Origin of the sequence: Phaeobacter sp. JH204B, assembly GCF_048055755.1 — a bacterium.
Lineage (GTDB): Bacteria > Pseudomonadota > Alphaproteobacteria > Rhodobacterales > Rhodobacteraceae > Phaeobacter > Phaeobacter bryozoorum.
Genome location: NZ_JAYMXF010000002.1, coordinates 38,624 through 59,140, shown reverse-complemented (window position 1 = coordinate 59,140; position 20,517 = coordinate 38,624). Strand labels below are relative to the sequence as shown.

Annotated in this window: 23 protein-coding genes; 14 read left to right on the top strand and 9 right to left on the bottom strand. The window is 63.7% G+C overall.

The genetic code is table 11. The features are described 5' to 3' along the window. Positions 1 to 381 precede the first annotated feature (381 nt). The 4 genes from metG to VXL81_RS00280 all read right to left on the bottom strand — a co-directional run bounded on the left by metG (position 382) and on the right by VXL81_RS00280 (position 4,504). Positions 382 to 2,121 carry a methionine--tRNA ligase gene (metG, locus tag VXL81_RS00295; protein ID WP_416552419.1) on the bottom strand — a complete coding sequence of 580 codons (1,740 nt, stop codon included), beginning with the start codon at positions 2,119 to 2,121 and terminating at the stop codon, positions 382 to 384. A gap of 107 nt (positions 2,122 to 2,228) precedes the next feature. After that, complete coding sequence (locus VXL81_RS00290; protein WP_340544909.1) at positions 2,229 to 3,452, bottom strand: MFS transporter; 1,224 nt, start codon at positions 3,450 to 3,452, stop codon at positions 2,229 to 2,231. A gap of 162 nt (positions 3,453 to 3,614) precedes the next feature. Then, positions 3,615 to 4,016: a rhodanese-like domain-containing protein gene (locus VXL81_RS00285; protein WP_416539295.1), complete on the bottom strand. Its 402-nt coding sequence runs from the start codon at positions 4,014 to 4,016 to the stop codon at positions 3,615 to 3,617. Between the two features lie 86 nt (positions 4,017 to 4,102). Next, complete coding sequence (locus tag VXL81_RS00280; protein ID WP_340544911.1) at positions 4,103 to 4,504, bottom strand: rhodanese-like domain-containing protein; 402 nt, start codon at positions 4,502 to 4,504, stop codon at positions 4,103 to 4,105. A gap of 180 nt (positions 4,505 to 4,684) precedes the next feature. Between VXL81_RS00280 and VXL81_RS00275 the strand changes: the two genes are divergently transcribed. Beyond that, positions 4,685 to 5,728, top strand: coding sequence for an aldo/keto reductase (locus VXL81_RS00275; RefSeq protein ID WP_416552417.1), 1,044 nt, complete (start codon positions 4,685 to 4,687; stop codon positions 5,726 to 5,728). Positions 5,729 to 5,796: 68 nt separating this feature from the next. On the opposite strand, the gene VXL81_RS00270 is transcribed toward VXL81_RS00275, so the two are convergent. Next, positions 5,797 to 6,888 carry a GlxA family transcriptional regulator gene (locus VXL81_RS00270; RefSeq protein WP_260114364.1) on the bottom strand — a complete coding sequence of 364 codons (1,092 nt, stop codon included), beginning with the start codon at positions 6,886 to 6,888 and terminating at the stop codon, positions 5,797 to 5,799. 132 nt (positions 6,889 to 7,020) lie between these two features. Between VXL81_RS00270 and VXL81_RS00265 the strand changes: the two genes are divergently transcribed. The 4 genes from VXL81_RS00265 to VXL81_RS00250 all read left to right on the top strand — a co-directional run bounded on the left by VXL81_RS00265 (position 7,021) and on the right by VXL81_RS00250 (position 10,639). Next, entirely contained in the window at positions 7,021 to 7,938 is a 918-nt protein-coding gene (locus VXL81_RS00265; RefSeq protein ID WP_416552415.1) for a 3-keto-5-aminohexanoate cleavage protein, read from the top strand. A 127-nt stretch (positions 7,939 to 8,065) separates the two neighbouring features. Further along, positions 8,066 to 8,401: a hypothetical protein gene (locus VXL81_RS00260; RefSeq protein ID WP_416543101.1), complete on the top strand. Its 336-nt coding sequence runs from the start codon at positions 8,066 to 8,068 to the stop codon at positions 8,399 to 8,401. Continuing rightward, the gene (locus VXL81_RS00255; RefSeq protein WP_416552413.1) at positions 8,398 to 9,870 is read left to right on the top strand and encodes a carnitine 3-dehydrogenase; all 1,473 of its coding nucleotides are present in this window, start codon (positions 8,398 to 8,400) and stop codon (positions 9,868 to 9,870) included. The genes VXL81_RS00260 and VXL81_RS00255 overlap by 4 nt, the downstream gene beginning before the upstream one ends. A gap of 10 nt (positions 9,871 to 9,880) precedes the next feature. After that, on the top strand, positions 9,881 to 10,639 hold the full coding sequence (locus VXL81_RS00250; RefSeq protein ID WP_416552411.1) for an SDR family oxidoreductase: 759 nt from the start codon (positions 9,881 to 9,883) through the stop codon (positions 10,637 to 10,639). Between the two features lie 78 nt (positions 10,640 to 10,717). Here the strand turns inward: VXL81_RS00250 and VXL81_RS00245 are convergent, their stop codons facing one another. Next, entirely contained in the window at positions 10,718 to 11,590 is an 873-nt protein-coding gene (locus VXL81_RS00245; RefSeq protein WP_416544077.1) for a helix-turn-helix domain-containing protein, read from the bottom strand. A 108-nt stretch (positions 11,591 to 11,698) separates the two neighbouring features. On the opposite strand from VXL81_RS00245, the gene VXL81_RS00240 reads away from it, so the two are divergent. Genes VXL81_RS00240 through VXL81_RS00230 form a run of 3 tightly spaced genes read left to right on the top strand, consistent with a single transcriptional unit; the run spans position 11,699 to position 13,759 of the window. Then, positions 11,699 to 11,905 (top strand): DUF2061 domain-containing protein, encoded by a 207-nt coding sequence (locus VXL81_RS00240; RefSeq protein ID WP_340544921.1) that lies wholly within the window; start codon positions 11,699 to 11,701, stop codon positions 11,903 to 11,905. After that, the gene (locus tag VXL81_RS00235; RefSeq protein ID WP_416552409.1) at positions 11,898 to 12,839 is read left to right on the top strand and encodes a fatty acid desaturase; all 942 of its coding nucleotides are present in this window, start codon (positions 11,898 to 11,900) and stop codon (positions 12,837 to 12,839) included. Before VXL81_RS00240 ends, VXL81_RS00235 begins: the two co-directional genes overlap by 8 nt. A gap of 17 nt (positions 12,840 to 12,856) precedes the next feature. Continuing rightward, complete coding sequence (locus tag VXL81_RS00230; protein ID WP_340544924.1) at positions 12,857 to 13,759, top strand: DMT family transporter; 903 nt, start codon at positions 12,857 to 12,859, stop codon at positions 13,757 to 13,759. Positions 13,760 to 13,791: 32 nt separating this feature from the next. Here VXL81_RS00230 and VXL81_RS00225 read toward each other — a convergent pair whose 3' ends face one another. After that, positions 13,792 to 14,559: an NUDIX hydrolase gene (locus VXL81_RS00225; RefSeq protein WP_416552408.1), complete on the bottom strand. Its 768-nt coding sequence runs from the start codon at positions 14,557 to 14,559 to the stop codon at positions 13,792 to 13,794. A gap of 28 nt (positions 14,560 to 14,587) precedes the next feature. Then, positions 14,588 to 15,004, bottom strand: a complete 417-nt coding sequence (locus VXL81_RS00220) for a DUF983 domain-containing protein (protein WP_416540485.1) — start codon at positions 15,002 to 15,004, stop codon at positions 14,588 to 14,590. Between the two features lie 235 nt (positions 15,005 to 15,239). On the opposite strand from VXL81_RS00220, the gene VXL81_RS00215 reads away from it, so the two are divergent. From VXL81_RS00215 to VXL81_RS00200, 4 genes are all read left to right on the top strand, one after another. Continuing rightward, positions 15,240 to 15,743, top strand: a complete 504-nt coding sequence (locus VXL81_RS00215) for an EF-hand domain-containing protein (protein ID WP_416544079.1) — start codon at positions 15,240 to 15,242, stop codon at positions 15,741 to 15,743. Between the two features lie 64 nt (positions 15,744 to 15,807). Next, on the top strand, positions 15,808 to 16,431 hold the full coding sequence (locus tag VXL81_RS00210; protein WP_416552406.1) for an RNA polymerase sigma factor: 624 nt from the start codon (positions 15,808 to 15,810) through the stop codon (positions 16,429 to 16,431). Further along, positions 16,424 to 16,900 (top strand): hypothetical protein, encoded by a 477-nt coding sequence (locus tag VXL81_RS00205; RefSeq protein ID WP_416552404.1) that lies wholly within the window; start codon positions 16,424 to 16,426, stop codon positions 16,898 to 16,900. Before VXL81_RS00210 ends, VXL81_RS00205 begins: the two co-directional genes overlap by 8 nt. Then, positions 16,897 to 17,376 carry a periplasmic heavy metal sensor gene (locus VXL81_RS00200; RefSeq protein ID WP_340544935.1) on the top strand — a complete coding sequence of 160 codons (480 nt, stop codon included), beginning with the start codon at positions 16,897 to 16,899 and terminating at the stop codon, positions 17,374 to 17,376. Before VXL81_RS00205 ends, VXL81_RS00200 begins: the two co-directional genes overlap by 4 nt. A 318-nt stretch (positions 17,377 to 17,694) precedes the next feature. Here the strand turns inward: VXL81_RS00200 and VXL81_RS00195 are convergent, their stop codons facing one another. Further along, entirely contained in the window at positions 17,695 to 19,125 is a 1,431-nt protein-coding gene (locus VXL81_RS00195; RefSeq protein WP_416540480.1) for a diguanylate cyclase domain-containing protein, read from the bottom strand. Between the two features lie 115 nt (positions 19,126 to 19,240). Between VXL81_RS00195 and VXL81_RS00190 the strand changes: the two genes are divergently transcribed. Both VXL81_RS00190 and VXL81_RS00185 read left to right on the top strand, forming a co-directional pair. Beyond that, positions 19,241 to 19,525, top strand: coding sequence for a DUF3572 domain-containing protein (locus VXL81_RS00190; RefSeq protein WP_340544939.1), 285 nt, complete (start codon positions 19,241 to 19,243; stop codon positions 19,523 to 19,525). Positions 19,526 to 19,822: 297 nt separating this feature from the next. After that, positions 19,823 to 20,512 (top strand): HAD family hydrolase, encoded by a 690-nt coding sequence (locus VXL81_RS00185; RefSeq protein WP_340544941.1) that lies wholly within the window; start codon positions 19,823 to 19,825, stop codon positions 20,510 to 20,512. Positions 20,513 to 20,517 lie beyond the last annotated feature (5 nt).

The following is a 20,517-nucleotide window of genomic DNA, read 5'->3' as shown; positions in this document are numbered from 1 at the left end:
CTGTTTTCCGACCGATCCAGATACCACTCCAGGCAAAACCCCTGATCGCCGCGCGGCAGCCCGTAGGCGTTCAGGCTGTGCGGTATGCTCCGACCCTCGGCGGGGCGGTGGCGCAGGGAAAAGAATTGCAGAAGAAACGACACTGGACGATCTCGGTTGAATTGCTATCAGTCGGGCTGGCTGCACAATCACAGGTTGGCTGAACTGCGCTAAACCTGACCGATTTAATCGGAATCGTCAACCTGACTTTTTTAGTCAGATTAAGGTTTTTTGCGCGCCTTGATATTTTTCAGCGCGCATGTGTGGGTGGTGGCGGTGCTGGGCGGAATGGCCCGCATCTGACGAAAAAGGCCGCTCCCGGTGGAGCGGCCTTGGTCTTTGTCACGGGGCGCGGCCCTGAGAACAGTCGCGGGTGCCAGAGAAGCGCTCCTGCCAGTCTTCGCGCTGTTCGTCGGTGATCTTGGCAAAGAGCACCTCCGGCACGGTGAAGGCATGACCTGCGGGCAGCGCGCTGAGGGCGGCGGCCACATCGTCGGGCCAGCTGCGATCCTCGGTCTGAAGGGCGGCCAGCAGACGCTCGGTCGCGTCGGGGATGAAGGGGGCGGACAGCACCGCATAGAGCCGGATCAGGTTCAGCCCCAGACGCACCTGAGCGGCGGCCTGATCGGGGTCGGTTTTGAAGACGGACCAGGGGGCTACGGATTGCAGGTATTCATTGCCTGCGACCCAGATCGCCCGCAGCTCCTGCGCGGATTTGCGCACATCCATGGCGGCCATATGGCCCTCATAGGCGGTGACGCGGGTGCTGATTTCGTCAATCAGCGCCTGTTCGGCTTCGCCGTAGTCATTGCCTGCGGGAACCGCCTCGCCGTATTTGGAGCGGCAGAATTTTGTGATGCGGCTGACAAAGTTGCCCAGCACGTCGGCCAGATCCTTGTTCACCGATTGCTGGAAGTTCTCCCAGGTGAATTCGGAATCACTGCTTTCCGGCGCATGGCTCAGCAGCCACCAGCGCCAGTAATCGGCGGGCAGGATGTCCAGCGCCTGATCCATGAACACACCGCGCCCCTGCGAGGTGGAGAACTGGCCGCCGTCATAGTTCAGGTAGTTGAAGGATTTGAGGTGGTCGACCATCTTCCACGGCTCACCCGAGCCAAGGATGGTGGCCGGGAAGGAGAGGGTGTGGAAGGGGACGTTGTCCTTGCCCATGAACTGGACGTATTTCACATCCTCAGCGCCCTTGTCGGTGCGCCACCAGCGTTCCCAATCGGCGTCGGTCTTGCCGTTGGCGTCGGCCCATTCCTTGGCGCAGGCGATGTATTCGATGGGGGCATCGAACCAGACGTAGAACACCTTGCCCTCCATGCCGGGCCAATCTTCATCGCCTTTCTTGACCGGGACACCCCAGTCGAGATCGCGGGTAATGCCGCGGTCCTGAAGGCCGTCGCCGTCATGCAGCCATTTCTTGGCAATCGAGGTGGTGAGGACCGGCCAGTCCTTCTTGGAGTCGATCCAGGCATCCAGCTGGTCCTTCAGCTGCGACTGGCAGAGGTACAGGTGCTTGGTCTCGCGCACTTCCAGATCGGTGGAGCCGGAGATCGCGGAGCGCGGGTCGATCAGATCGGTCGGGTCCAGCTGCTTGGTGCATTCCTCGCATTGGTCGCCGCGCGCCTTCTCATGGCCGCAGTTGGGGCAGGTGCCTTCGATATAGCGGTCGGGCAGGAAGCGGCCGTCGGCGTGGGAATAGACCTGTTTTTCGGTCACTTCTCGGATCAGACCCTGTTCGGCCAGCTTGCCTGCGAAATGCTGGGTCAGCGCATGGTTCTGCGCACTGGAGGAACGGCCGAAGTGGTCAAAGCTGAGGCCAAACCCCTTGGCAATACCGGCCTGGACCTCGTGCATTTCGGCACAGTATTCCGCCACCGGCTTGCCTGCCTTGGCGGCGGCCAGTTCGGCGGGGGTGCCGTGTTCGTCGGTGGCGCAGAGGAACATCACCTCATGGCCGCGCGCCCGCTGGTAGCGGGCATAGAGATCTGCGGGCAGCTGACTGCCGACCAGATTGCCCAGATGCTTGATCCCGTTGATATAGGGGATCGCCGAGGTAATGAGAAAGCGCGCCATATCATCCATCCAACTAAAGCTCTGCTGGCCCGTCTAGCGCATGGCGCTGCCGCCGAAAACCCCGTGGTGCGCTTTGCCGCCATTTTCCCGTATCGGGTCGCGGCGGGCTAGCGGCGCTCGCGGGAGCGTTTCAGCAGGCGGCCTATGGTGAAGGAGGTGCGCGGCGCATAGACATAGCGTGTGCGATCCTCGGGGGCGGGGCGGGCGCGCATCCGCAGCAGGCCAAAGACGATCAGCCCAAGGTGGCCCACGGCGACAAAGGCAAACAAAGCGCCGGGACCGTAGTTTTCGATCAGCGCCGAGGTGATCAGCGGCGAGGCGATGGCACCAAGGGCGTAGAAGAACATCAGCGCGGCGGAGAGTTCGACACGCTGCTGCGAGGTGGCAAAGTCGTTAGCGTGTGCGGCCGAGACCGAGAAGATCGGCATGGTGGTAAAACCGAAGAAGGCGGCAGAGGCCATCACCGCCAATGTGCCCATGCCGCTGGCCGCCATGGTGACGCCACAGGACAGGATCGCCACCACCGACAGCCAGATCAGAACCCAGCGGCGGTCGTATTTGTCGGCCAGCCAGCCGAGCGGATATTGCGCCAGCGCGCCGCCCAGAACAAAGGTGGCGAGGAAGAAGGCGATCTGGCCGACCTCCAGACCGACCTCCTGACCGTAGATCGGCCCCACCATACGGAAGGAGGCTGAACTGAGCGCGGCGACGATCACCCCCGCGACGGCGAGTGGCGAGCAGGCCCAGGCCAGTTTCGGGCGCAGGCGCGGGGCGTCGGGGATCTCCGGCTGGCTCGCCTTGGTCATGGTGAGTGGCAGCAGCGCGGCACAGCAGAGGATGGCCAGCAGGTTGTAGGACACGTAGGAGGCTGGCGGCAGCACCGCGATCAGTAGCTGTGCCGCGAGCGAGGCGGAGAGATCCGCGATCCGGTAGGTGCCCATGGCGCGGCCACGGCTTTCATTGGTGACCTTGGCGTTCAGCCAGGCTTCGATCACCGTGTAGCAGCCCGCAACGCAGAGGCCGGAGGCCATGCGCATCACGGCCCAGGCCATTGGATCCTCGGTCAGGGTATGGCCGATCAGCCCCATGGCGCCGAGCGCGGTACAGACGGCAAAGGCGCGGCTGTGGCCGACATTGCCCATCAGGCGCGGCACCCACCAGCAGCCGACAAAAAAGCCAAGGAAATGCGCCGAGCCGAGAAAGCCGATCTGCTCCTTGTCAAAGCCAAGCGTCAGGCCAGAGATCGCGTCCAGCGGGCCAACGCCGCCGGTCGACAGTTGCAACAGGATCACCGAAAGAAACAGCGCCGCAAAGGAAATCATCATCCGCATAATGGCCAGTCATGACCGCTGCGCCGCGGGATTGCACGGGTGTTTCCGACATTTGCCGGTCAGGAATGTCGTATTGTGCAGCGGCGCGGCAGATTTGCCGCGCAGGCCTGTCAGGCGCGGGTTATTCCGGTGCAGGTCGTTCCGGCGCAGGTGGGCTGCGGGTCAGTCGTCGCGCTGGGCGATTTCGCCGCCGGCCTTGCTCCATGCGGTAAAGCCGCCCTCAAGGTGCATCACCGGTCCGAGCCCCATCTCCATCGCCGCCTTGGCGGCCAGCGCGGAGCGCCAGGCGCTGGCACAGTAGAAGACATAGGTCTTGTCCTGATTGAACACCGGTTTGTGGTAGGGGCTGTCCGGGTCGATCCAGAATTCCAGCATCCCGCGCGGGCAGGAAAAGGCGCCTGGAATCATGCCGCTGGCCTGCAATTCGCGGATATCGCGCAGGTCGATGAAGGCATAGGCGTCATCATGGATGGCCTCTTTTGCGGTCTCCACGGACATGGTGTCCACGACGGCGTTGGCCTCGTCAAGGAGCGCCTTGACGCCTTTTGTGATGGTTTGCGGCATGCTGTGCTCCCTCTGGCTGTCAGAGGCACAGGCTGCCGGGTTTTGCGCGGGGTGACAAGCACCGCTTGTCCGGTATCAGCCGGTATTTACCACTTGTAAGGGATGGCATCGCCCCCGTCGGCGATCCAGGCATCAAAGCCGCCTTTCAAAAAGACCACCCGCTGCAATCCCATTTCCAGCGCGGTGCTGGCAGCCAGGGCCGACCGCCATCCGTTGTCACAATAGAAGATGAAGGCCCGATCCTCGGCAAAGACCGGTTTGTGGTAGGGGCTGGAGGGATCAATCCAGAACTCCATCAGGCCGCGCGGGCAGGACAGGGCGCCGGGGATGACGCCGGTGCGTTCAACTTCGCGGATTACCCGCAGGTCGACAAACAGGCTGTCGTCACGGCCATGCAGATCTGCCGCCTCTGCCGGGGAAATCGACACCACGATGGCTTCAGCTTCTGCGATCAGGTCTTTGTAGCTTTTGGACATAGAGAACGTCATGTTGTCACTCTCCTTTTCTAGATTTGCGACAATTTTAATCATATCATATCCATCGTGTTTCACGTCTGGATTGTGCATGAAAGGTTAACGCCCTGATGCACGACGGAGGCGATCTGGTTGCACTGGGCCGCGGGTGGGCTAGGGTCTGTTGCGAGTTGCAACACGAAGGATCTGCGCGAAATGAAAAAGAACCCGCTTGGCCGCACCGGTATGGAGGTGTCGCGTATCTGTCTTGGCACCATGACCTTTGGCACCCAGACGGATGAGTCTGACGCCCATGCGCAGATCGACCTGGCGCTGGCGGCGGGGGTGAATTTTCTGGATACCGCCGAGATGTACCCGGTGAATCCGATCAGCGCCGAGACGATCGGGGACAGCGAGGCGATCATCGGCAATTGGAATGCCCGCAGCGGGCGGCGCGGGGATTACATCCTGGCGACCAAACATTCCGGCGAGGGGTTGCAGGCGGTGCGCGATGGCGCTGCGATCACCACAGAGACCATTCCGGCCACCATCGAGGGATCGCTGCGGCGGCTGCAGACGGATTACATCGACCTCTATCAGTTTCACTGGCCCAATCGGGGCAGCTACATGTTCCGCAAGAACTGGCAATATGATCCGGGTGGCGATGACCGGGCCGAGGTGCTGGACAATATGGCCGGCTGCCTGGAGGCGCTGAAAGCGCAGGTGGACAAGGGCAATATCCGCGCCTTTGGTCTGTCCAACGAAAGCGCCTGGGGCACGGCGCACTGGCTGCGGCTGGCGGAGGAGACGGGCGGGCCACGGGTGGCCTCGATCCAGAATGAATACTCGCTGCTGTGCCGTCTATACGATACCGATCTGGCGGAGCTGAGCGCCTATGAGGACGTCGGGCTGCTGGCATTTTCACCGCTGGCAACGGGCTTGCTCACGGGGAAATATCAGGATGGTGCGGTGCCTGAGGCCTCCCGCAAGACGCTGAACCCGGAACTGGGCGGGCGTGATACGCCGCGGGTCTATCCGGCGGTAGCTGCCTATCTGGAGATTGCCGCGCGCCATGGTCTGGACCCGGTGCATATGGCGCTGGCCTGGTGCCATACCCGGCCGTTCATGGCGTCGGCCATTCTGGGTGCCACCACGCTGGCGCAGCTGGAGCACGCGCTGGCGGGCGATGATCTGACGCTGTCGCCGGAGGTGATGGACGAGATCGACGCGGCCCATCGCGCCCATCCGATGCCTTATTGATCTGGCGGTGCTGCTGGCAGAACGGGCACGCCCGCCGGGGCGCCCGTTCTGATCTGCAAAAGGCTCAGTCAGTAAGAACCGGTTGAGTGCCGTGGCAGTGGTCCGCTCTGGCGCAGCGAGGTCTGGCCCTGCGACAGGGGGGCTTGGCTGAACAGCGGTTTGCTTGCCGCCAGACGTGGCGTTGCGGCGGTTGCGAGGCTGGTCTGGCGCAGTTCGCGCGCGGTGATGCCATGGGCGGTGCGGAAGGCGCGGGCAAAGCTCGACTGCGAGTTGAAGCCGGTGGCCAGCGCGACCTCCATGATCGGCAGATCGGTGTCGGTCACCAATCGGCGCGCTTCGGCCAGACGCAGTTGCAGATAATGGTCCTGCGGCGTCGTATTCAGCCGCAGGCGGAACTGCTGTTGCAGGCTGCGGGTGCTGGTTCCCAGTTCCTCGGCAATCTCGCTGAGCGGTTTGGGATCGTCCAGCGCGGCCTCCATCAGGGCGTTGGCCCGTGCCGTGAGCGAGGAATGTCTGGAGCTGCCAAGGCGGCTTTGTGGCCGTTCGGTCGAGCCGGGGCCATCGTAGAGGAACAGACCGGCCACGCGTGAGGCAAAGCCCGCACCATGACGGCTGCCGATGATATGCAGCATCATCTCGATCGCCGGGGTCGCCCCGCCGGAGGTCATCCGCCCCTCGGAGAGCGTGAAGCGATCGTTGCGGCTTTGCACGCCCGGAAAGCGGCTGGCGAAATTGTCCAGATCTTCCCAATGTGTCGTCGCGGGGTGGCCGTCCAGCAGACCGGCCTCGGCCATCAGCCAGGGGCCGCCGTCGATGCCCGCGATGGTCGCGCCACCTGCCGCCAGACGGCGCAGACCGGCGAGCAGGCTGGGGGTCGCATGCCGCGCGAGCTGGAAGCCGGCGATCACGATCAGCAATTCGCAGCTTTGCAGCCGGGCCAGCGGGATGCCGGGCACCGAGAGGCCGCTGGTCAGCATCGCAGGCTCGCTGGTGGCGGTGACATAGTCCCAGTCGAATGCGCCGCGACCTGCCAGCCGATTGGCCGCGCGCATCGGATCGACGGCAGCGGCGAAGGACAGCGTATTGCTCTCATCAAGCACCAAAACAGCGGTTTTTAGCGGCTGATTCTCGGGCTGGAGGATGTTTTTTGCGGATTTCATCAAGTTCGATTCGCATGTTGACTAGTGGGTGCACCAAGGCTGCGGCACTGTTGAAAGCAACACAAACAGGAATCTGGGGGCAGGCTTGGGGATAACTCGGGCACAACCCTGTACATCGAGGGGAAAACCAAAATGCCTCTGAATATGGCCAAAAACGTCTTTATCACCTGCGCCGTGACCGGCTCTGGCAGCACCCAGGATCGCAGCCCGCATGTGCCCAGATCACCCCAGGCGATTGCCGATAGCGCGATTGCGGCGGCCAAGGCCGGGGCGGCGATCGTGCATTGCCACGTGCGTGATCCCGAGACCGGTGCCCCCAGCCGACGGCTGGATCTGTACCGCGAGGTGACCGAGCGGATCCGCGATGCGGATGTCGATGTGGTGCTGAACCTGACAGCGGGCATGGGCGGTGACATGGTGTTTGGCGACACCGAAAACCCGCTGCCGCTGAGCGAGGCTGGCACCGATATGATCGGCGCCACCGCCCGGATGGCGCATGTGGCGGAGTGCCTGCCGGAGATCTGCACGCTGGATTGCGGCACGATGAACTTCGCCGAGGCCGATTACGTGATGACCAACACGCCGGGCATGTTGCGCGCCATGGGCCAGATGATGACCGATCTGGGGGTGAAGCCGGAGATCGAAGCCTTCGACACCGGTCATCTGTGGTTCGCCAAGGAGCTGGTGAAGGAAGGCGTGCTGAACAGCCCGGCGCTGGTCCAGCTGTGCATGGGGGTCCCCTGGGGCGCGCCCAATGACCTCAACACCTTCATGGCGATGGTCAATAATGTGCCGGGTGACTGGGACTGGTCGGCGTTCTCGCTGGGGCGCGATCAGATGGCCTATGTGGCGGCCTCCGTGTTGGCGGGCGGCAATGTGCGGGTGGGTCTTGAGGACAACCTGTGGCTCGGCAAAGGGCAGCTGGCGGAAAACTGGCAGCTGGTCGAACGGGCGGGCACCATCATCGAGAACATGGGGGCCCGCGTGATGGGGCCGCAGGACGTGCGGGAGCAGCTGGGTCTGGTGAAACGCGCACCGGTGGCGAAGTAAGCATTCAAAACCGGGGGTGACATGCGTGCACCCTCTGTGCCCCCCTGTGCACCGGCCAATTGGCCCTGCTTGAACTTGGCAGCGAAAACCCAATGATGCGAATCATAACCAAAAAGGGGATTTCAGCATGGTTTTGGTAATGACGCTTCCGTTTGCAGGGATTGTTGGTCTTTCTGCCTTTCTTCAGGCAAGCGATGGCGGATGGAGGTACTTTGCCGCCGCGGTCGCCATGATGGCTGCAGCGTTGGCCGCTCCGGCATTTCTTCATGAGGGCTGGCAACAGAATGGGCAAATTGCGTTTCTCGTGGGAAGCGGTTTCAACGCAGGTGCATTGGTGTTGGCGGGCGCAGTGATCGGTTTGATCGGCAAGCGAATCAGTACAGCGGGAAAAGTAGGAGGCGTGGCATTTCTTGTCGGTATTGCCACGCTATGGACCTGGACTTGGATGAGTATTCTGACATGAAAACAGCAGCAATCATCGGCGGCGGGGTTATTGGCGGCGGCTGGGCCGCGCGGTTTCTTCTGAACGGCTGGAACGTGCGGGTGTTCGACCCGGACCCGGAAGCGGAGCGCAAGATCGGCGAAGTGCTGGGGAATGCCCGCCGGAGCTTGCCCGGCCTTGGCAATGTGGCATTGCCTGCGGAGGGCAGCCTGACCTTCCATGACACCATTGCGGATGCCGTGGACGGCGCGGCATGGATCCAGGAAAGCGTGCCGGAGCGGCTGGACCTGAAACAGAAGGTTTATGCCGAGCTGCAGGCGCATTGCGCGCCGGATGCGGTGATCGGCTCCTCCACCTCGGGCTTCAAGCCGTCGCAGCTGCAGGACGGGCGCGAGAATCCCGGCCAGATCGTGGTCGCGCATCCGTTCAACCCGGTCTACCTGCTGCCGCTGGCGGAGCTGGTCACCACCGGGGCCAACCCGGCGGGTGTTGTCGACCGGGCCAAGGCGATCATCACCGAGATCGGCATGTACCCGCTGCACCTGAAGAAAGAGATCGACGCCCATGTGGCGGATCGTTTCCTGGAGGCAGTCTGGCGCGAGGCGCTGTGGCTGGTCAAGGACGGTATCGCCACCACCGAGGAGATCGACAACGCGATCCGCTATGGCTTTGGCATCCGCTGGGCGCAGATGGGTCTGTTCGAGACCTACCGGGTGGCGGGCGGCGAGGCGGGCATGAAGCATTTCATGGCGCAGTTCGGCCCCTGCCTCAGCTGGCCCTGGACCAAGCTGATGGATGTGCCGGAGTTCACCGATGAGCTGGTAGACCTGATCGCGGGCCAGTCGGACGCGCAGTCCGGCCAGTATTCGATCCGCGAGCTGGAGCGGCACCGGGACGACAACCTGGTCGGCATGATGCGGGCGCTGGGCGCAAACAACTGGGGTGCGGGCGCGCTGCAGAACAGTCATGACCTGAACCGCGAAGGCGAGGCCGGTCTGGTGCGCGCCATCGGGGACCTGAAAGACCTGAGCCAGCCGGTTCTGACCCAGAGCCGCGTGGTGCCGCTGGATTGGACCGATTACAACGGCCATATGACCGAGAGCCGCTATCTGGATGCGTTCGCGCAGTCCACCGACCGGCTGATGATGATCATCGGCTGCGATGCGGAGTATATCGCCAGTGGCGGCAGCTATTTCACCGCTGAGACCCATATCCGCCACATCGACGAGGTGCACGCGGGCGATCCGATCCAGGTGCGGACACGGGTGATCATGGGCGCTGGCAAGAAGATGCACCTGTGGCACGAAATGTATTCGGGCGAGCGTCTGCTGGCGACCGGCGAGCATATGCTGCTGCATGTGGATCTTGCGACCCGCCGCTCTGCCCCGCCTGCGCCGCATATCGAGGCCAATCTGGTGAAGCTGGCCGAGGCGCATTCCGCATTGCCCGCGCCGGACGGGCTGGGCCGCGCCATCGGCGCGCCACGGTGAGGTTTCGGGCATGAGCCGGGTTCTGATCACCGCCGGCGGGTCAGGAATTGGCCGCGCCATGGCCGAGGGCTTTGCCGCCGCCGGCCATCAGGTCTGGGTCACGGATGTGAGCGCCGTCGCACTGGCAGACGTGCCGGAGGGCTGGAGGGCGACGGCAGTGGATGCCACCGATGAGGCGGGCGTCAAGGCGCTGTTTGCGGAGATCGCTGACACCTGGGGCGGGCTCGATGTGCTTTGCGCCAATGCGGGCATCGCCGGGCCGACCGCGCTGATTGAGGACATTCAGCTGGAAGACTGGCGCAAATGCGTGAGCGTCAATCTGGAGGGCTGCTTTCTGGCCGCCAAATACGCCGCACCTTTGATGAAGGCGGCAAAGGCCGGGTCGATCATCGTGACATCCTCAACTGCCGGGCAGTACGGTTATCCGAACCGGGCACCTTATTGTTCGGCCAAATGGGCGGTCATCGGCCTGATGAAGACGCTGGCGATGGAGCTTGGCCCCTTTGGCATCCGCGCCAATGTGATCTGTCCCGGAGCGGTGGAGGGGCCGCGGATGGAAGGGGTGCTGGAGCGCGAGGCGGCGGCCAAGGGCATGACCCGGGATGAGGTCTATGCGGGTTATGCCTCCGGCACCTCGATGGGACGGTTTGTCGAGGCCAGCGACATTGCCAATATGGCGGTTTTTCTGGGGTCTGACGCGGCGCGGCTGGTATCGGGGCAGGTGATTGCGGTTGATGGCCACACGGAGAATCCGGACCCGAAGCTGTGACGGTGGGGCGGCGGGCGGAAAGGCCTGCCCAACGGTGAAATGTTCTGCCCGGCTGCAAGGCAGGCGCAGCCCTCGGTGTTAGGTGGAACCGCTGCTGATCGCGGCGCTGAGCGCTCTGAGCCGTCCCGGCAGCTGCCGGGCGGTGATATCCGCCTCGCGCACCAGATTGTCGAAATGGCTGGTGAAGGTGGCAATCCGCTCCTTGTCGCGGAAGGCCAGATAATGCGAGCCGGCATAGAACACCCCTAGGAGCGGGCCGAAGATGGTGATCGGTGAGGAATAAAGCCGCTTAGCATCAAAGAGATAGATGCGCAGGCGGGGGTAGAGTTGCTCACAGAGGCGTTCAAAGTGGGTAAGCTGCTCCCGCCGGATCTCTGCCGACAGCCCCTCATAGTAGCCGACGCCCTGAGCAAAGCTCTCCAGCTCATAGATGGGCATGGCGATTTCATAATCGGAGGCTGATTGGCGCATCCATGTCAGACGATCCTCCGACGCGCCGATGGCCTGATCGGCGGTGCGGCCCAGATGCGGGGCATATTCCCATTCCAGCAGGGCGCGGGTTTTCAGCATGTCGGGCAGGGCGGCGGGCACATGGCGGATCTTGTAGCCCTGTGCCTCCTGGTGCCATTCAAAGATACGTTCATCCACCAGAGCGCGGGGGGCCGCGGTCATCGTCAGGCTGGCGGCCACCAGATCGGCGGCGTTCTCCGGGCGGTCCGACAGGCTGAGGAGCCAGTCGGCAGAGACACCGAGGGCCGCGGCGCAGGCGCCGACCACATGGGCGTTCGGCAGCCGCGCGCCGGCGTCGGTCAGCAGTTGCGAGATGGTGGAGCGGTCGACGCCGATAGCGCGGGCCAGCGCGCTCTGGCTGAGGCCGCTGTCGCTGAGCGCGCGGTTGAGACGCAGGCGGAACTGTTCGGCGCGTAGCCGTTTGTCCAGAATTTCAATCATGTGGTGATTATTATCACTGTTGCTGAATTTTGTTAATCATATTCCGAATTCTGCATCGTGTCGCGCCGGGGTAGGCCTGAGGGGAGCCGAAAAAACAGGAGGATGCGGATGGAAACGCGGGCGCGATCCGTGGCGAAGGCGGTGATCTGGAACCTGCTTGGCCTGATAATGATGGCGGGCGTTGGCTGGCTGGTGACCGGATCTGCCGGGCTGGGCGGCAGGCTTGCGATCCTGAACAGCTGCGTCGGGTTCCTGTGCTATGTGATCTATGAACGGGTCTGGGCAGGCGTGGGCTGGGGGCGGCGGCATGTCTGATCCGCATACCGCCCGCAGCGTTGGCCTAGACCGTTTCGTGCTCAATCCGGGGCGGGTCGAATGGGGCACGCTGGGGCTGATGCTCGGCTGTTACGCGGTCTGGGGCGCGGCGCTGATCTGGCTGCCACCTCTATCTGTCTGGCTGGCGGTGCCGGTTCTGGCCTTTCTGATCACGTTGCAATCCTCGCTTTGTCATGAGGCGCTGCATGGGCATCCGTTCCGCCTGAGGGCGCTGAACGAGGCGCTGATGGCGCTGCCACTGAACCTTGCCATTCCTTATGGCCGGTTTCGCGACACCCATCTGGCGCATCACCGGGATGAGCGGCTGACCGATCCTTATGATGATCCCGAAAGCAATTACCTGGATCCGGCGCGATGGCGGCGGCTGGGGCTGCCGGCGCGGCTGCTGCTGCGGGTGAACAACACGCTTCTGGGGCGGGTGCTGCTGGGGCCGCTGCTGGGGCAGATCCGTTTTATGGTGGCGGACTGGCGGCTGATCCGGGGCGGGAGCATGGCAGTGCTGCGCGACTGGCTGCTGCATATCTTGGGGGCTGGGCTGACGTTGTGGCTGGTGGGACAGAGCGCGCTGCCGCTATGGGCCTATCTGCTGGCGGCCTATCTGGGGCTTGCGATCCTGAAGATCCGCACCTTTCTGGAGCATCGCGCCCATGTCAGCCCGGCGGCGCGCACGGTGATCATCGAGCGGGGCGGTGTTCTGGGGTTTCTGTTTCTGAACAACAACCTGCATGTGGTGCACCATAGCCATCCGGGGGTGCCCTGGTACGCGTTGCCGAAGCTGTACCGAAGTCGGCGCGCGGAATTTCTCAGGCGCAACGAAGGCTATGCCTACCCGTCTTATGGCGCGGTCCTGCGCCGATATGCGCTGCGCGCAAAGGATCCGGTGGCACATCCGATCTGGTCAGAGCGCCGATAGCGCCCCATAAGAGCGGTATGACATTGTGGATCCCCATCGCTATCGCCGCGGCCAGTTTCCAGACGGTTCGCTTCATGCTGCAAAAAGTGCTGAGCAGCGTCACGCTGTCTTCGGCCGGCGCGACCTTTGCCCGGTTTGTCTATTCGGCGCCGGTGATCTGGGCCGGATTGCTGGCCTATCTGGCGATATCGGGGCAGGGGATGCCCGCGCTGACCGGACGGTTCTGGGTGTTTGCCACCATTGGCGGGACGGCGCAGATCCTTGCGACCGTCTGCGTGGTGGCGCTGTTTCGCCAGCGCAATTTTGCCGTGGGCATCACCTTCAAGAAAACCGAAGTGATTCAGACCGCGCTGGTGGGGCTGGTGGTGCTGGGCGATCAGATCACGCCGCTGGGCTGGCTGGCCATTGTCATCGGGCTCTGCGCGGTGCTGGTGCTGTCGAAGACGCCCGAAAGCAAGGGGCCGTGGTGGCGGCATCTGTCCAGTCCGGCGTCGCTGCTGGGGCTGGGATCGGGGGTGCTGTTTGCCTTTTCCGCGGTGAGCTACCGCGCCGCCTCGCTTGAGCTTGACGCGCTGGCGCCTGCGTTTCGTGCCGGGGTCACGCTGGCCATCGTGGTGAGCCTGCAGACGCTGTTCATGCTGGTCTGGCTGAAGTGGCGGGAGCCGGGCGAAATCGCGCGGGTCTGGGCGGCGCGGCGGGTGGCAATCTGGGTGGGCCTGACCAGCATGGCGGGATCCTTCTGCTGGTTCTGGGCCTTCACCCTGCAGAACGCGGCCTATGTAAAGGCGCTGGGACAGATCGAATTGCTGTTGTCCCTGCTGGCATCGGTGCTGTTTTTCAGGGAACAGATCACGCGCCGGGAAATCCTGGGCATGGGCTTGCTGATCCTGTCCATTCTGGCACTGCTGCTGGCGATCTGAGCGATCGTGCGAGCGAGGCAACTGGCTGGGGGTCAGCCGTGCTGCGGCATCGGATAGCCGTTCAGCCGCAGAAAATGGCTCGATTCATCATCATTGCGAAAGAACGGCACGCTTGCGGGCGGGCCTTCCTGGCGGATGCGGCGGGTGACCTCGGCGAGCACCACCTCGGTGATGAAGGGCAGATCATAGGTGCGCACCTGGCTGAGCGGGATCCATTGCAGGTGCGACAGCTCATCCGAGGCGCGGGAGAAATCGTCGATATCGCTGCTGACATGCGCCGCATCCACCAGAAAGAACCGCGCATCAAAGCGGCGCGGGCGACCGGGGGGCGTGATGGCGCGAAAGACAAATTGCAGCGCCTCGGCGGCAGGCAGATGACCGGTCGCGGCAAATTCGACCCAGTCGGGGGTGGGGGCTGTCGGCCAGCTGCCGGGCTGCCCGAGGATGAGGCCGGTTTCCTCCCACAGCTCGCGGATGGCTGCGGCGGCAAGGGCGTGATGCAGATCCTCCTGCGCCTGCTCCGTCAGCCGTTCGCGACAGAGGGGCGGCAGGGCGCTGGCGAGCGGGACATCGGCGTCGCCCGGATCGACGGCGCCGCCGGGAAAGACCACCTTGTTGGGCATGAAGGCGGCCTTTGCCCCGCGCTGCCCCATCAGCACCTGAGGGTCGTCGCCCATCCGGTCGCGCACGGCGATAATTGTCGCGGCGTTGCGGATCGGTGTTGTGTCCCGGCGGGCAGTGGCGGCATCGGCGTAGCCGGTGTCCATGGTTGCCTGGGCCGGGCTGGGCGATTTGCTCATGTCTGGGTCTTCCTGTCGATTTTCGGGATCAGCTGTTCTTGCCGAAGCCGTGCATCCGGCGTGCCCATTGATAGGCGATCACGATGCCTTTCATCCGTGGCAGGAGGAACAGCGAGGACAGCAAACAGCCCAGCGAGAACACCGTGAAGGTGACCATCGGCTCGGGCCGCCAGGTGAAATAGACCACATGCAGCAGCGGGGCCATGATGTGGCCGACCAGCAGAATGGTCAGATAGGCCGGGCCGTCATCGGCGCGCGCATGGGTGAGATCAAGCCCGCAGTTGGAGCAGCTGTCGTTCACCTTCAGATAGGAGTGCAGCAGCTTGCCTTCGCCGCAGTTGGGGCATTTGCACCGCCAGCCGCGCAGAACGGCGGGCATGGTGGGGCGGTCTTCCTGATCGTTCGATTGAATATCGGCCGAAAGGGCCACAGATGACTCGGTCATGACAAATCCTATCTTTTGTTCGCTTATCTGAGCGTTTCTCCCATAAGTTTAAAGAGGCAGTGCGCCACAGTGCGTCGGCATGCCGCAAGACTGCGCTGCCAAGTGCTTCAGTGCAATGGACGGTTGAAACTTTCTGCGACGGTTTTGAAGTTTTTGCGACGGAACCCGGATGGGGCTGCGTTTTGTTTCTGTGATCGGCAGCATGGGGCTGCCTGCTGCAAGAGGACGCGCAGATATGAAGCATACCAATTTTATTGCCGCTGTTGTTGCTGTCGGAGCTCTGATCGGGGCCACCGGTGCGATCGCCAAACCGGGGTTTGCGGGCAAGGGCGGGCATGGTCCAAGGATGAGCTTTGAGGAGATGGACACCAATGGTGATGGTCAGGTCACCAGGAGCGAGATGGAAGGTCTGCGCGAGGCGCGCTTTGCTGCGGCGGATGCGGATGGCGATGGCAAGCTGACGCTGGCTGAGATGGAAAAGGCTGCCGAGGCCCGTGCCAAGACCCGTGCCGCAGCGATGCTGGAGCGGATGGACGCCAACAAGGATGGTGCGCTGAGCCTGGATGAGTTGCCGAAACCGCGCCGGATCGGAAAGATGTTTGACCGCGCCGATGCCAATGACGATGGTGCAATCAGCAAGGATGAATTCGAAGCTGCCCGGGCAAAGTTCCGTGACCGCCATGGCGCTGGTCACCGACCACGCGCCGGGGCGCAGGACAGCGGGACGGAACAGAACTGATCCGATACGACAGGTGCATAATTCTGCCGATACCCTGCAGCGGGCCCGTGATGAGGGCCCGCTGATGTCACCGCCTGACGTCAAGGCGGCGGCTGATATGGGCGCTGTGGATGGTCCTGTGTTGGATGATCCCGATGGCGCCTTGCTGATCCGATTTGCGGCGGGCGACCGCGATGCGGCGGGTTTGCTGACCTCGCGGCTGGCGCCTCGGGCCTTAGGGGTCGCGATGCGGGTTCTGGGCAACCGGGCCGAGGCCGAGGATATCGCCCAGGAGGCAATGGTGCGTCTGTGGCGACAGGCGGAACATTGGGAACCCGGACGGGCGCGGCTGTCGACCTGGCTCTACCGTGTGGTGATGAACCTCTGTATCGATCACAAGCGCCGCCTGCGCGGCGGGCATGTGGATCTGGATGCGATACCCGATCCGCCCGATCCGTCGAAATCCGCCGCAGAGAAGATGCAGGATGGCGCGCGGCAGGATGCTTTGCAGGCGGCTTTGATGCAGCTGCCGGAGCGTCAGCGGCAGGCGGTGGTGCTGCGCCACATTGAGGATCTGCCGAACCCGGAAATTGCCGGGATCATGGACATCAGCGTCGAGGCGGTCGAAAGTCTGACCGCGCGGGGCAAGCGGGCGCTGGCGGCTCTTCTTGCCGGGCGGCGGGCCGAACTGGGGTATAGTGATGGTTGATAAAACTGGAAAAACTGCGCCCGCGGATATGGGCGATGATGCGCTGCATGAGCTGGATCCGGCGGCGCTGGAAGCTGCGGAGCTGGTGCTGGACGATCTGTTTGCCGAGGCGCGAACCGCCGCACCGATGGCGCTGCCCCCGGCATTGGAGCGCGCGATCCTGAGCGATGCACAGGCGACGCAGGCGGCGATCCTGCAGCGCAGCGTGCCTGTGGGGGATCTGGCGGCTGAGCCCGCTGATATGCGCGACCGGATTTTTGCCGGGCTGCGGGATCTGCTGGCCGGGCTGGGCGGATGGCCTGCCCTAGGAGGCCTTAGCGTGGCGGGCGCGGCGGGGCTGTGGATCGGGCTGGCGCCGCCGTCGTTCCTGCCCGACCCGGTGAGCCTTGCCGGGCTGGAGATGAGTGAGGATGCGTTGCCGGATGACAGTTACGATCTGGCGATGGTGCTGAGCGAGGAGATGGAATGACCAACGAACCCCCCAGACCTGAGCGGCGTCGCTGGATGCGCTGGCTTCTGATTGCCTCTCTGGCGCTGAACCTGGTGATTGTCGGCATTGTGGGCGGGGCCGCCTGGCGGTTTGCGGGCGGCAGGGCCGCTGCCGGGATGCCACCACCGGTGGGCGCGATATTGTTCCGGGATCTGGAGGTCGAGACCCGCCGTAGCCTGCGCAAAGCGGCAGAAGGCGAGCACGGCAGCTATCAGGGACGGCGTCAGGCCGAGGGGCGCAAGGTGGTGGATCTGCTGCGGGCCGACCCCTTTGATGCCGAGGCGCTGAGCGGAATGCTGGATGAACACGCCGAGCGGCGGCATGGGTTCCAGCGCTCGGTGCAGGCGGCCTGGCTGGATCAGGTGGTGGCGATGAGCCCGGTCGAACGGGCGGCCTATGCCGACAATCTGGAACAGCGGATCAAACATCCGCGTCGGCGCCGGTGGCCGCATTGAGCCATTGCTGCGCAGGCTAACAGGCATGAGGTGCGAATGATCGGGATATGGCACCTCGTCGAATTGCAGCCATACCAAACGGGGCAGTGAGAGGATCGCTGCCCCGTTTCATGTTTCTGGACCCTTTGGCTGCTCGGCCGGTCCTGCCTGCGTCTGTGCCAGTGGCCTGCCGGGTTGTCCCGGTCTGTGGCCGCTGGCGCCCATAACACTGTCCCGTGTCTGGTGGTCGTGGTCTGTGTCCTGCGCCGCGCCATGGTCCGCGCGGATATCTCTGAGCCGTTTGCCCGGCAAGAAGTCCCGGAGCCGTGGTGGACTGCGTCAGGCGGCAAGCTCCGCGAGCGAGACCTGATTGCGTCCGGCATGTTTGGCCGCGTAAAGCGCCCGGTCGGCATTGGTGATCAGGGCGCTGACGGCGCTGTCCTGATCCTGAGGCGACAGCGCGGTACGGCTGTGCTGATCTGCCGGGGTCGATCGCCCGCCGATCACCGCACCGATGCTGATGGTCACATAGATCGGTGTCTCGACACCGGCGATGTGAAACGGCTTGCTGTTGATCCGGTTACAGAGATCGCTGGCGGCGGCCTCGGCCATGGCCTCGCCGATCGCGGGCATCACGATCATGAATTCCTCGCCGCCGATGCGGGCCAGCAGGTCCACTGGGCGCAGCGCGGTCTGCAGGCGCTTGGCCGCTTCGATCAGCACGGCGTCACCGACCGGGTGGCCGTAGAGATCATTGATCTGTTTGAAGTGGTCCAGATCGGCCAGCATGACGGCAAATGTCTCGCCGGTCTTGGCCGATGTCTGCGCGACGCGCTCCAGAAATGGCTTGGCATAGCGGCGGTTGAAGAGGCCCGTCATCGGGTCTTCGACGGCGGCGCGCAGCCCGTTGCGCAGATTGTCGCGCAGCTGGTCGATCCGCGCCTTGTTGCGCAGCTGGCTATCCAGTCGCAGCGCCAGTTCGGCGACATCGAACCCGGACTGGAGCACATCATGAGCGCCCCGGTCCAGAGCTTCTGCGGCGATGGCGGGATCGGCGGGATGGACGACAGCGATGACGACGGATTTCCGGGTGGCGGCGCGGGCGCGCAGGTCGGCCAGCAGGCGCAGGCCCTGCGCCAGCGTATTGCGGCCGAGTTCGATCACGATGGCATCCGGCACCGGTTCGCGCATCAGCGGATGCACCGCGCTGAACTGGTGGTTGCACAGGTGGTAGGGAACCCGCGGCGCGAGCTGCGCCTGCCAGTAGACCGCAGTGGCGGTCTGTTCGGTGACCAGCGCGACATGGGCGCCGCTCAGACCGGCGCTGATATGCGGGCTGGACAGGGGAAGGGCATAGCCATGCGAGCCGCCCTGTTGCAGATGCAGCTCTTCCTGGGTGCTGCTGGCGCGCAGCAGGCTGCGGATGCGGGCCTGAAGCATGGTGTCGTCGAGCGGCTGGCAGAGCACGTCGTCGATGCCGGTGCTGAGAGCGGCCAGACGGCGGTCGGCGTCGCTGTCGCGATCAATGGCGATCATCGGGATTTCAGCAAGCTGGTCATCTGCGGCCAGCGCCTGTTTCACATCCATCGCCTCGCCATCGGGCAGCGACATCGCGCTGAGGATCAGGTCGGGGCGGCAGCGTCTGGCGGTCTTGGCAATATCGGCGACCGTTTCGGCCTGAACCACCCGGTAATAGGCGGCGGACAGCTGGACCTTTAGCATGATCCGGTTGGTCGCAACCCCGTCGATGATGAGGATAGTGCCCTGCACGTGGTGCCCTTTCGCCCCTTGCATTGGAATTGACTCAAGTTTTAATGAGACTGGTTAACAAACCCTTTCGTATTTTCATCAATTTGACAGCGAAGTGTCAGGAATGTGTGCCCATATGCTATTTTCCGCCGATGCAGCCGAGACTTTGGGCTTAAAAGCGCTTGCCTGGCTGGCGGGCAATGATGAGTTGCTGCCGGTTTTTCTGGGCGCAACCGGAGCGAGCGAGGCGGATCTGCGCGATCAGGCCGCAAATCCCGAGTTTCTGGGGTCCGTCCTTGATTTTCTGACCATGGATGACGCCTGGGTCATGCAGTTCTGCGACAGTGTCGGGCTGGCCTATGATCAACCGATGCAGGCGCGGATGGCGTTGCCCGGCGGTTCGCAGGTGCATTGGACATGAGCCACGCGGCGGGGACGCCCAGTCACGACTTCCAGCCGGGGTGGCAGGTCTGCAACGGCTGTGATGGCGGGAATGTGACGCTGACGTGCGCGGCCGGTTGGAGCGGTGTTAACCGGTTTGATTAACCTCTCTGAACCAGGCGATCTGGGCAGTGCTGCCGCGCTCTGGCGTGGGGCGTGGCAATCGCCTATGACTCGGGCGACGTCTCCGGCAGCCTGCGGGCAACCGTTCCGCGTCTGACCCGTTGCGCTGATGTCAGGGCGCGGGATGAAACAGAGCTTTGATCTAGGAGAGCCCATGCCCGTTGATGCCCTGTTGTTCGACAAGGACGGAACCCTGTTCGACTTTGCCGAGACCTGGAACCGCTGGACCCGGCGGATGCTGGAGCTGCTGTCGGACGGCGATGCCGAGCGGTTGCAGGCCATGGCTGCGGCCATCGACTTTGATCTTCAGACCGGAGAGATCCTGCCCAGCAGCCTGGTGATTGCCTCGACCAATCGACAGGTTGCCGAGGCTCTGGCGCCATATGTGTCGACGATGGATCTGGATGCGTTGGAGCGTTACATGGCTGAAAGCGCCGGGGCGGCAGAGCTTGCAGAGGCGGTGCCATTGGCGGCCTTCCTTGATGATCTGCTGGCGCGGGGCAAGGTGCTTGGGGTGATGACCAATGATGCGGAACTCTCGGCCAAATCGCAGCTGAGCCGCGTCGGTGTGCTGGATCGCTTTGCCTTTGTGGCGGGGTTCGACAGCGGCCATGGCGCAAAGCCGGATGCCGATCCGCTGCTGGCCTTCTGCGCCGCCACCGGGATCGCACCTGAGCGGACGGCGATGGTGGGCGACAGCCTGCACGATCTGGAGGCCGGTGCGGCGGCGGGGATGCGACGGATCGCGGTTCTGACCGGCCTTGCCGGGGCCGCGGAGCTGGAAGCGCATGCCGATGTGGTCCTGCCGGATATTGGCCATATCCCGGCCTGGCTGGATCGCTGACCGGC